Origin of the sequence: Collinsella sp. TF05-9AC (genome assembly GCF_003438495.1) — a bacterium.
GTDB lineage: Bacteria > Actinomycetota > Coriobacteriia > Coriobacteriales > Coriobacteriaceae > Collinsella.
The window spans coordinates 1-10,920 of record NZ_QSSH01000049.1 but is presented as its reverse complement, the minus strand read 5'-3'; the positions used below and the strand labels follow the sequence as shown (position 1 = coordinate 10,920).

General features: G+C 62.4%; 10 protein-coding genes. 9 read left to right on the top strand and 1 reads right to left on the bottom strand.

Translation table 11 applies throughout. The features are described from left to right. Positions 1–66: 66 nt before the first annotated feature. Positions 67–927, bottom strand: coding sequence for a DegV family protein (locus DXC52_RS09480; protein WP_117747055.1), 861 nt, complete (start codon positions 925–927; stop codon positions 67–69). 123 nt (positions 928–1,050) lie between these two features. Here DXC52_RS09480 and DXC52_RS09475 point away from each other — a divergent pair, with 123 nt between their 5' ends. The 9 genes from DXC52_RS09475 (at position 1,051) to DXC52_RS09435 (ending at position 10,727) form a co-directional block, all read left to right on the top strand. Continuing rightward, the gene (locus tag DXC52_RS09475; protein WP_233504930.1) at positions 1,051–1,746 is read left to right on the top strand and encodes an HAD hydrolase-like protein; all 696 of its coding nucleotides are present in this window, start codon (positions 1,051–1,053) and stop codon (positions 1,744–1,746) included. 54 nt (positions 1,747–1,800) lie between these two features. Beyond that, a complete protein-coding gene (locus DXC52_RS09470; protein ID WP_117747053.1) occupies positions 1,801–3,237 on the top strand; it encodes a M20 family metallopeptidase in 1,437 nt (478 codons plus the stop codon). A 461-nt stretch (positions 3,238–3,698) separates the two neighbouring features. Continuing rightward, the gene (locus tag DXC52_RS09465; protein ID WP_117747052.1) at positions 3,699–4,637 is read left to right on the top strand and encodes a phosphate ABC transporter substrate-binding protein; all 939 of its coding nucleotides are present in this window, start codon (positions 3,699–3,701) and stop codon (positions 4,635–4,637) included. 24 nt (positions 4,638–4,661) lie between these two features. Further along, entirely contained in the window at positions 4,662–5,570 is a 909-nt protein-coding gene (pstC, locus tag DXC52_RS09460) for a phosphate ABC transporter permease subunit PstC (RefSeq protein WP_117747051.1), read from the top strand. Continuing rightward, positions 5,563–6,489: a phosphate ABC transporter permease PstA gene (gene pstA, locus DXC52_RS09455; protein ID WP_117747050.1), complete on the top strand. Its 927-nt coding sequence runs from the start codon at positions 5,563–5,565 to the stop codon at positions 6,487–6,489. The genes pstC and pstA overlap by 8 nt, the downstream gene beginning before the upstream one ends. After that, complete coding sequence (gene pstB / locus DXC52_RS09450) at positions 6,486–7,358, top strand: phosphate ABC transporter ATP-binding protein PstB (protein ID WP_199409513.1); 873 nt, start codon at positions 6,486–6,488, stop codon at positions 7,356–7,358. Before pstA ends, pstB begins: the two co-directional genes overlap by 4 nt. A 163-nt stretch (positions 7,359–7,521) precedes the next feature. Further along, entirely contained in the window at positions 7,522–9,378 is a 1,857-nt protein-coding gene (locus DXC52_RS09445) for an ABC-F family ATP-binding cassette domain-containing protein (protein WP_117747049.1), read from the top strand. Positions 9,379–9,384: 6 nt separating this feature from the next. Next, positions 9,385–10,155, top strand: a complete 771-nt coding sequence (locus DXC52_RS09440) for a Cof-type HAD-IIB family hydrolase (RefSeq protein WP_117747048.1) — start codon at positions 9,385–9,387, stop codon at positions 10,153–10,155. Between the two features lie 182 nt (positions 10,156–10,337). After that, the gene (locus DXC52_RS09435) at positions 10,338–10,727 is read left to right on the top strand and encodes a metal-dependent transcriptional regulator (protein WP_117747047.1); all 390 of its coding nucleotides are present in this window, start codon (positions 10,338–10,340) and stop codon (positions 10,725–10,727) included. The last annotated feature ends 193 nt before the right edge of the window (positions 10,728–10,920 follow it).

Below are 10,920 nucleotides of genomic sequence, written 5' to 3'. Positions count from 1 at the left end.
AGGGATTGATTGGCGGCTAATAAGCCAAAAACAGTCCCTATTCCACCGCAACTGATGTGGGCGTCCCTAGTGAGTTGGCTGGTAGCGGGGGCAGTAGCTGATGGCGATGGCGTCGACGCCTACGTGGGTGGCGATGGTGCAGCCGATGGGGCCGGTGCCGGCGTCTACGTAATCCTGACCCGCGAGTGCCTCGTTGACAAGCTCCTGCTCCTCGGCGGCGCCGGTCGTGAGCACGCGCACGCTGGAGCCCGGATACTCGGCCAAAAATGCGAGGCAATCGGCCATGGTGTTGGTAACGATGCGCTTGGCACCGCGGCCCTTTTTTATGGCCTTGATCTCGCCCGATTTCCACTCCGGCGAAACGGCCAGGCGAATGTTGAGCATTTGCGTGAGCTGGCCGGCGAGCTTGGGCGCGCGGCCGTTCTTAACGAGATTCTCGAGCGTGCGGGGAATCAGCAGCAGGTGGGCGTCGGGCAGCGTCGCGCGGATCTGCGCCTCGGTCTCGTCCAGGCTGCGGCCGTCCTCGCGCATGGCCAGCGCGTACTCCACCAGCAGGCTCTCGGCGCCCGAGCCGGTGCGCGAGTCGATGCAGCGCACGTCGAGCTCGTGCGTCTCGGCCGTCAGGCTGGCGTTGGCGTAGCAGGCGGACCACTCGCTGCACAGCGAGATAAAGATGGCGCTATCGTGGCCGTCGGCGCGCACGCGGTCAAAGAGTTCCTTGAACTCGCCGGCACTCGGCTGCGAGGTGTGCGGCAGCTGCTCGGAGCCGGCCATGCGGGCGACGTACTCTTGGGCGGTAATCTGCACCTGGTCGAGCAGGTCCTCGCCCTCGATAATCACATGCAGCGGAATCACGTAAATGCCGAGCTCTTGGGCGCGGGCGGGGGAGATGTCCGACGTGGAGTCGGTTATGATGGCAAAAGACATAATTGCACCTTTCGTTGGGGCGCGACGGCGCCGCCTTCTGAGAGCAAAGTGCGACAAGTATAGTGGAGTCGTTCCACATTTCTAGGTTCAATTGTTGAATAGTCAACAGTTTGAAGTGTCGGTGTGGAAATCGTCAACTGGGGAAGAGGGATGCCGATGGAGGCGCTGGAGATATGCAAACGGCCGGTCGTGCTGTTTGATTTTGATGGCACGGTGGCCGATACGGGTCGGGCGGTGATGACCTCGACGCGCAAGACGCTGGCTGCACGCGGGTTTTCGGAGGCGCAGATGGGTGACCTGCGTCGCATGATCGGGCCGCCCCTGTGGAAGAGTTTTCACGACTTTTATGGCTTCTCCCGCGAGGAGTCGCTTGTGGTGGCCGACGAGTACCGCGCCTTTTTTGACGAGCTGGGACCGGAGGAGTATCCCGTGTTTGACGGGATCCCCGAGCTGCTGGATGGGTTGGTCGCCCAGGGCAAGCGCTTGGCCGTGGCGACGTCGCGCATGGAGGCAAAGTGCGTTGACATGGTGGGAGAGCTGGGACTTTCTCAGTTTGAGGCGGTGGTTGGCATGAATCCGCCGCAGGGGCGCGAGACCAAGGCCGATTCGGTCCGCGACGCGTTGGCGGCCTTGGGTGCGGCCGCGGGCGATGCCGTGATGATCGGCGATCGCTTTAACGACGTCGAGGGCGCGCACGCGATGAGCGTGCCGTGCATTGGTATCTATTCGGGCGCGGCGGCGCCGGGCGAGCACGAGGCGGCGGGTGCCGATGCAGTGGTGCACTCGGTGGCCGAGCTTGCTAAACTTTTCGCTATATAGGTATTTGATGTGAGGGGCGGGCACGCTCGCCGCTCATTGGTAAGGAGGTCGTCCATGAATCAGGTGGAGCAGAGCGTTGCCGAGTATGTCGACGAGGTCTGGGAGGATGTCGTCGCCGATATCGAGCAGCTGGTGAGTTATCCGTCCGTGGCAGTTTCTGCCGATGCGGAGCCCGGCGCGCCGTTTGGCCGCCCGGTCCGTGACGCGCTCGATTGCGCGCTCGGCATCGCGCAGAAGCTCGGCTATCAGACGAGCGACGACGAGGGCTATGTGGGAATCGCCGATATCCCGGGCCGCGGCGACAAACAGCTCGCGACTATCTGCCACGTGGACGTGGTTCCCGCCGGCCCTGGCTGGAACACCGACCCGTTCACCATGGAGCGCCGCGAGGGCTGGCTGCTCGGTCGCGGCGTGATTGACGACAAGGGCCCGGCGGTATTGTCACTCTACGCCGGCGCCTACTTGCTCAAGCACGGCATTGTTCCGCGCTACACCTTCCGCGCGCTGCTGGGCTGCGATGAGGAAGTGGGCATGTCCGACGTTCACCATTATCTGGAGAACAACGCAGACCCCGACTTTTTGTTTACGCCCGATGCCGAGTTCCCGGTCTGCAATGCTGAGAAGGGCCAGTTTGGGGCGACGTTCGTGAGCCCCAAGATCGACGGCGGGCGCATTGTGTCCTGGAGCGGTGCCGAGGCGAGCAACGCCATTCCGTCGCAGTCTATCTGCGAGCTCGCGATTGCCGCCGATGAGCTGCCGGCGCCGGTCGAGAACGCCGACCGCCTTGAGATCACGACACTCGATAACGGGCATGCGCAGATTTTCGCCCACGGTATTGGCGGTCACGCTTCGATGCCTGAGGGCACCATCAACGCCGTCGGCCTGATCGTGTCGTATCTGCGCGAGGCCGAGGACGCGTTTGGTGCACGCGACGAGCGCCTGCTGACGCCTGCCGAGCACGAGTTCGTCAAGTTCCTGGCCTTTGTGCATGCGGATGCCTATGGTCGCGGCCTGGGTATCGACGCGACGAGCCCAGCGTTTGGCCCGCTTACCTGCAACGCTGGCGTCATCCGTGTGGCGGATGGCCATATCGAGCAGGTCATCGACGTGCGCTTCCCCGATAGCACGAGTGCCGATACCATCCGCGAGCAGCTCGAGCCGCTCGTGGGCCGTTTTGGCGTGACGTGCCGTGTGGGTCGTGCGAAGGTGCCGTTCTCGGTGTCTGCCGACGATCCGGCCGTGAAGGCGCTTATCGATACCTATAACGAGTTCACCGGCAAGCATGCCGAGCCCTTTGCCATGGGCGGCGGCACGTACGCGCGCAACTTTGCCCGCGCCGTCTCGTTTGGCCCCGAGGAGACCGGCCTGGAGCTGCCCGCATGGGGCGGCCAGATGCACGGCCCCAACGAGTGCGCCAACGAGGAACAGCTCAAGCAGGCGCTCAAGATCTATATTGTTGCGATCCTCCGTTTGAATGAATTAGAGCTTTAGGGTTACGCGGTTTTACCAAACCGCGTAACCAGTCGACGCTGCAAACGCCCCCAAGCGGCAATCTGACGTTCAATCGTCGGTCGCGTACAAAAGTACGCTTCCCTCCTCTTTCACGTCACCTTGCTCGCTTAGGGGCGTTTTCGCTGACTTATGCTCAACCTGCGGGGTTTCCAAGGTAGTCCTTGGGGACGTTCTTAAATGACTAGTCAAACAAGAACGTCCCCAACGACTAGTCGTTTAAGAACGTCCCCAACAACTACCTTCCTCTGGTGTAAAAGGTGCGCCATGTTCGGCGCTGGATTGTTATTCGTTTGTAAAGGCCGTGCTGCGCTTGCGGTAAGGGTCTATCAGATGCCCGTAAAAAACCGCAGTTGGCGCGGGCACTGCCCGATCGAGGCCGTATCTTTCCAAACAGCAAAGCGGGCAGGGTGCCCGCGAATCGCATGTATGAAAGGAAGATCATGCTCGATCAGGCTTATTCTCGTCGTCAGTTCCTCGGCCTCGCTGGTGGTCTTGCCAGCATCGTCGGTCTCGGTCTCGTTGGGTGCGGCGGCTCCGGCGCATCCGATGCCGCCGACAAGGGTAGCGCCGCTGCTGCCGAGTCCGTCTCCGGCGAGGTGACCTACGACGGTGCCTCTTCGTTCCAGGCTCTCGTCGAGGCCGCTGCCGAGAAGTTCATGGACGCCAACCCCGATGTCTCCGTCTCCGGCTCGGGTAACGGTTCGGGCAAGGGCCTGACCGCTGTCGCCGCCGGCACCGTCACCATCGGCAACTCCGACGTCTTCGCCGAGACCAAGCTTGAGGCCGATCAAGTCAAGAACCTCGTCGACCACGAGGTCGCCGTCGTGGGCATGGGCCCCGTCGTCTCCAAGAACGTCAAGGTCGACGACCTGTCCCTCGAGCAGCTCAAGGGTATCTTCTCCGGTCAGATTACCAACTGGAAGGAGGTCGGCGGCGACGACGCCACCATCGTCGTCCTCAACCGCAAGGCCGGCTCCGGTACCCGCGCCACCTTCGAGGCCGCCGTCTTTGGCGACGAGACCGTCGACTTTAAGGGCGACGCCGAGCTCGACAAGTCCGGCGACGTCCAGACTCAGATGGGCAGCACCGATAACGCCATCTCCTACCTCGACTTCTCGCACTTCGATGACTCCAAGTTCAACGCCATCAAGGTCGAGGGCGTCGAGCCCAAGAGCAAGAATGTCACTGATGACTCCTTCAAGATCTGGGCTACCGAGCACATGTACTGCTCCAAGGACGCCGACGAGGCCACCAAGGCCTTCCTGGAGTTCATGCTTTCCGACGACGTCCAGGGCAAGCTCGTCGAGGAGCAGGGCTTCATCCCCGTCTCTGCCATGAAGGTCGTCAAGGACGCCAACGGCAAGGTCTCTGCTAAATAAGTAATCGCCCCGGAAAGGTTTGCAATGGCAAAACAGCTGCCAAAGCGCGACCTTGAGAACGTGGGCCTGGGCGTCACGGGCGCGTGCGTAGCGCTCGTGACGCTTGTCGTTGCCGCGCTCATCTTTATGGTCGCCCAAAAGGGCCTCTCGGCTTTTGTCAAGGACGGCGTCTCGGTCGTCGAGTTTTTCACCGGCACCAAGTGGGACCTGGCCAACACAGCCGAAAACGGCCTGCCCTATACCGGCGCCCTGCCCCTGATCGTCACCTCGTTTGCGGTCATGGTGCTCTCCACGCTTATCGCGCTGCCCATCGCCATCGGCTCTGCCATCTTTGCGATCGAGATTAGCCCTAAGTTTGGCTCTAAGATCTTTCAGCCGCTCATTGAGCTTTTGACCGGCATCCCCTCGGTCGTCTTTGGCCTGATCGGTTTTCACGTGGTCGTCGGTCTTATGAAGAGCGTTTTCCACGTGAGCACGGGCCTGGGCATCTTGCCCGGCGCCATCGTGCTGGCCGTCATGATCCTGCCGACCATGACCACGCTTTCGGTCGATGGCCTGCGCGCCGTGCCCGACGGCTACCGCCAGGGCTCGCTCGCGCTGGGCTACACCCGCTGGCAGACCATCTGGCACGTGGTGCTCAAGTCCGCCATGCCGTCGCTCATGACCGCGGTTATCTTGGGCATGACCCGCGCCTTTGGCGAGACGCTCGCCGTGCGCATGGTCATCGGCGGCATCGAGGCCATGCCGACGTCGCTGCTGTCGCCGGCTTCGACCATCACCACCACGCTCACCACGTCCATGGCAGTCTATGCCGAGGGCTCGGCCCAAGACGATGTTCTGTGGGCGCTCGGCCTGCTGCTGATGGGCATGAGTCTCATCTTCATCCTGATCATCCACCTTATCGGCCGCAAGGGGGCGAAGGCTCGTGGCTAGCACGCGTATCCACATCGACGAGGCGAGGCTCGGGCGTGTCCAAAAGCAGGACCGCTTCGCCACGGGCGTGTTGACGGCGATCGTCGCCATCGTCATGCTCATCGTCGTCTCCATGGTGGCCTATATCCTGTTCGAGGGCATCTCGACGCTGTTCCAGCCGGGCTTTCTCACGGAGCCGTCGCGCGCCAACGGAACGCAGGGCGGCGTGCTCTACCAGCTGTTCGACTCGTTCTACCTGCTGCTGATCACCCTGATCATCTCGGTGCCCATCAGCCTGGGTGGCGCGGTCTTTTTGGTTGAGTACGCACCCGACGGACCCGTCCGCGACATTGCCTCCACCGCCATCGAGACGCTGTCCTCGCTGCCTTCCATCGTTGTCGGCATGTTCGGTTTTCTGGTGTTCTCGGTGCAGCTGGGCTGGAAGTACTCCATCATCTCCGGCGCCGTCGCGCTCACCATGTTCAATATCCCCATTCTGGTGCGCGTGATCCAGCAGGCGCTCGAGGACGTGCCGCAGGCCCAGCGCGATGCGTGCCTGGCCATGGGCCTCACCCGCTGGGAGGCCATGCTGCACATCCTGATTCCCGAGGCCATGCCCGCTATCGTGACCGGCATCGTGCTTTCGGCCGGCCGCGTCTTTGGCGAGGCCGCGGCGCTGCTCTTTACCTCGGGCATGAGCTCGCCGGTTCGCCTCAACTTCTTGAGCCTTAACCTGTCGAGCCCTACTTGCGCCTGGAACGTGTTCCGCCCCGGTGAGTCGCTCGCCGTGCATATCTACAAGATCTATGGCGAAGGCAGCCCCGAGGCCCAGCAGATCGTTTGGGGTACCGCGGCACTGCTGATGATTTGCGTGCTGCTGTTTAACGTAGTCGCCCGTATCGTGGGCAAACAACTGGCAAGGAAGATGACGGCCGAATGAGCGAGATAAATGCAACGCCCGCAACTGAGGCGGCATCGTCCGAGACCCAGGACTTTTTGTCGAGCGTGGGGGAGAGCGAGAAGCGCGTGCGCGCGAGCGGCAAGGCCGTGAGCGACGAGGTCGTGCTCTCCACCAAGGACGTCAACGTGTACTATGGCGACCACCATGCACTGCACAATACGTCGCTCGACTTTCACAAGGGCGAGATCACGGCGCTCATCGGGCCTTCGGGCTGCGGTAAGTCGACCTTCTTGCGTAGCCTCAACCTCATGAATCGCGAGATTCGCGGCTGCCGCGTGGAGGGCGAGATCAACTATCGCGGGCGCAACGTGAACACCAAGACCGAAAACACCTACGAGCTGCGCCGTTCCATTGGCATGGTGTTCCAGCAGCCCAACCCGTTCCGCAAGTCCATTCGCGACAACATCACGTTTGCGCCTAAGCGCCACGGCATCACCGACCGCGACGAGCTCGACCGCATGGTCGAGGAAAGCCTGCGCGGCGCGGCGCTTTGGGACGAGGTCAAAGACAAGCTCGACAAGAGCGCCTACGCGCTTTCGGGCGGCCAGCAGCAGCGTCTGTGCATCGCGCGCACGCTGGCGCTCAACCCCGACGTGATTCTGTTCGACGAGCCCTGCTCGGCGCTCGACCCCATCTCGACGCTGGCGATCGAGGACCTCATGTCATCGATCGTGGCCGACCGCGCCATCGTTATCGTGACGCACAACATGGAGCAGGCGTCGCGCGTGTCCAACCGCACGGCGTTCTTCTACATGGGCGATATGGTCGAGTACGACGAGACTGACGAGATTTTCCAACGGCCCAAGGATAAGCGGCTGAATGATTACCTCACCGGCATGTTCTCCTAGTCCGGGACATGCTTGAGGCCCGCGGCGGCCACGGTTGCCACGGGACTGATTGGAGAGGCGGGTCATCTCTTTTGGGAGATGGCCCGCCTTTTTGTGTCGTGTGCGCCCCGCCTTTTCGCTGCTATTATGGACAACGTTGAATTTCTACGAAGGAGCAGGGCATATGGCGATTCTTTTGGGATGCGATTCCGTCAGCCTAGAGTTTCCCACCAAGCATATTTTCGATAGCGTGACGCTCGGCGTGGGCGAGGGCGACCGTATTGGTATCGTCGGTAAAAACGGCGACGGCAAGTCGACGCTGCTGAGCGTGCTCGCCGGCACGCTGGAGCCCGACGACGGCCGCGTGACGCATCGTCGCGGCACCACGATCGGCCTGCTCGGCCAAAAGGACCAGCTTGTCGACACCGACACCGTGCACCATGCCGTCGTGGGCGACACGCCCGAGTATGAGTGGGCGTCGAGCCCCCGCACGCGCCAGATCCTCGCCGGTCTCATTAGCGATGTGCCCTGGGAGGGCACGGTGGGCGAGCTTTCGGGTGGCCAGCGCCGCCGCGTGGACCTCGCGCGCCTGTTGATCGGCGACTACGACGTGCTCATGCTCGACGAGCCCACTAACCATCTGGACATGCGCACCATCAACTGGCTTGCACGCCATCTTAAGGCTCGCTGGCAGCGCGGTCAGGGCGCCATGCTCGTGGTCGCGCACGATCGCTGGTTCTTGGACGAGGTCTGCACCAGCATGTGGGAGGTCCACGACGGCCAGGTCGATCCCTTCGAGGGCGGCTACTCCGCATATATCCTGCAGCGCGTGGAGCGCGACCGCATGGCCGCGGTTACCGAGGAACGCCGTCGCAACATGGCGCGCAAGGAGCTCGCGTGGCTGAGCCGCGGCGCCCAGGCGCGTTCCACCAAGCCCAAGTTTCGCGTTGATGCCGCTCGCGAGCTGATCGCCGACGTGCCGCCCGTGCGTGACGAGCTGGAGCTCAAGCGCCTCGCCGTGAGCCGCCTGGGCAAGCAGGTTATCGATGTGGTCGACGTGGACGCCGGCTATGCGGATACCGATGGCGCGCCCAAGCAGGTGCTCTCTGACGTGACCTGGCTCATTGGTGCGGGCGACCGCTATGGCCTTTTGGGCGAGAACGGTGCCGGCAAGTCGACGCTGCTCGACGTGATCCAGGGCAAGATTGAACCCACGCGCGGCCGCGTGAAGATTGGCCAGACAGTGCGCTTTGGCGTGCTGTCGCAGCAGCTCGAGGAGCTCGAACCCTACATGGGCGACACGATCCGCGAGGTGCTCGGCAACTATAAGAAGTACTACGTCATCGACGGCAAGGAGACTTCGCCCGAGAAGCTCTGCGAGCGTCTGGGCTTTACGACGCAGCAGCTCTGGAGCCGCATCGGCGATCTTTCGGGCGGCCAGCGCCGTCGCCTGTCGCTGTTGCTGACGATTCTGGACGAGCCCAACGTGCTCATCCTGGACGAGCCGGGCAACGACCTGGATACCGACATGCTCGCGATTGTCGAGGACCTGCTGGACGGCTGGCCCGGCACGCTGATCCTGGTGACACACGATCGCTTTTTGATGGAGCGCGTGACCGACCAACAGTGGGCACTGCTCGATGGCCATCTGACGCATATGCCCGGCGGCGTGGACCAGTACCTGCGCCTGTGCAACGCTACCGCCGAGGGCGAGCCCGTGGGCGCGCCGAGCGCTAAGACCGGCACGTTCGACACCGGTGCGGCGGCTGCTGCCGACAAGCCCAAGTCGAGCGGTCAGCCCAACGGCCTTTCCAACGCCGAGCGTCAGAAGCTCCGCCGCGAGGTGAGCTCGCTCGAGCGCAAGATGGAGACGCAGCGCGCCCGCGTGGAGGAGGCCGAGGCCGCCATGGCCCAGGTCGATCCCACCAACTACACGGCGCTCGGCGAGCAGCAGGCAAAGATCGACGAGGCTCACGCCGCCATGGACGAGCTGGAGATGGCGTGGCTCGAGGCGAGCGAAAAGCTCGAGGGCGAGGAGTAGGCGAGAATGATCAAAGCCGCGTTTTTCGATATCGACGGCACGCTGCTGAGCTTTAAGACCCACCGGATTCCGGCGTCGGCGCAGCAGGTGCTCGACAGCTTTCGCGAGCAGGGGATTGCGTGCGTGATCGCCACGGGCCGTCCGACCTACCAGATGCCGGACTGGCTGTTCGACCTGGGCTGGGATGCGTACATTACGCTTTCGGGCCAGCACTGTTTTGATGCCAAGGGCGTCTACCGCAGCTGCCCGATTGATCCGGACGACGTTGCGGTGATTGTGGACCAGGTGGCGCAGGGGCGCTACGACTCACTGTGCATGCAGGGCGAGAACTCGTTTGTGAACCGCCTGTCCGAGCGCGTGGTGACGGCTGGCAGCAACGCGGGAATCGTCTACCACGAGGAGCCGTTTGAGCATGCCTTTGACGCGCCGGTCTATCAGTTCTGTGCCTTTGTTGACCCAGTTGACGAGCATATCGTGACCGATGCCGTGTCGCATTCGCTCACCACGCGCTGGTGCGACCTGTTCTGCGACATTATTCCGGCCAACGGCGGCAAGGACCTGGGTGTGGCGGCGACGCTGGAGCGCCTGGGCATCGACGCGAGTGAAGCGATTGCCTTTGGCGACGGCGAGAACGACCTGTCGATGTTCTCGGCCGTGGGCACAAGTGTGGCCATGGGCAACGCGCAGGACACGGTGAAAGCTGCGGCGACCTACGTGACGACCGCCGTGGACGACGATGGGATCTACAACGCCGCGAAGTACTTTGGACTGCTATAGCTGCGGCTCGGCACTTGGGGACACTCCTTGCGGGGCGTGTTCCCATTTTGTTTTCGTCCCGCTCGTTTTGTGAAACACGGCTAACTTTTAGGCAAAGTAGTAAGACATGGGCAACTTTTGCGGTAAAGTAAGCCGTGGAAAGTATCCAAAGGCTAACTAGCAATCATCGCGAAAGGCGGCCCATGGCCCTACGTGAATCCGGAGAAGACTATCTCGAATCGATCTACGTTCTGTCGGAACGCCAGGGCATCGTGCGCTCGATCGACGTTGCGGAGTACCTCGGCGTAACCAAGGCGAGCGTTTCCAAGGCCATGGCGACGCTGGAAAGCAACGGCTATGTCGAAATGGGCAAGCGCGACGTTCATCTGACAGAGCGAGGGCTGGAGGTCGCTCGTCAAATGTGGGAGCGTCACTGCTTTTTCGTGGGGCTGCTGGAGGATGCGGGTGTTTCGGCTGAGGTCGCGTCGCAAGAGGGCTGCCACATGGAGCACTGCCTGAGCGAGGAAAGCTTTGAGAAGCTACGGGCGATGTTGGGACGGGAAGATGTAGCGGGTCCAACAACAGAAGCCTAACTGTCCCACAGTAGCGCGGAGTTCACGCAAAGCGCGAACCAGCGACTGGGACCAGCGGCTCTTTCGGCCAAGTCCATTTCAGCAAAGGAACCCTGCCAGCAAGCGATGCTCAAGAACCGCCTGCGATGTTACCGCAGGCCGGGACCGGGCTTGGTTTTGAAAACACTCCGCAGCGCGAGGCCCGCCTTTCCGT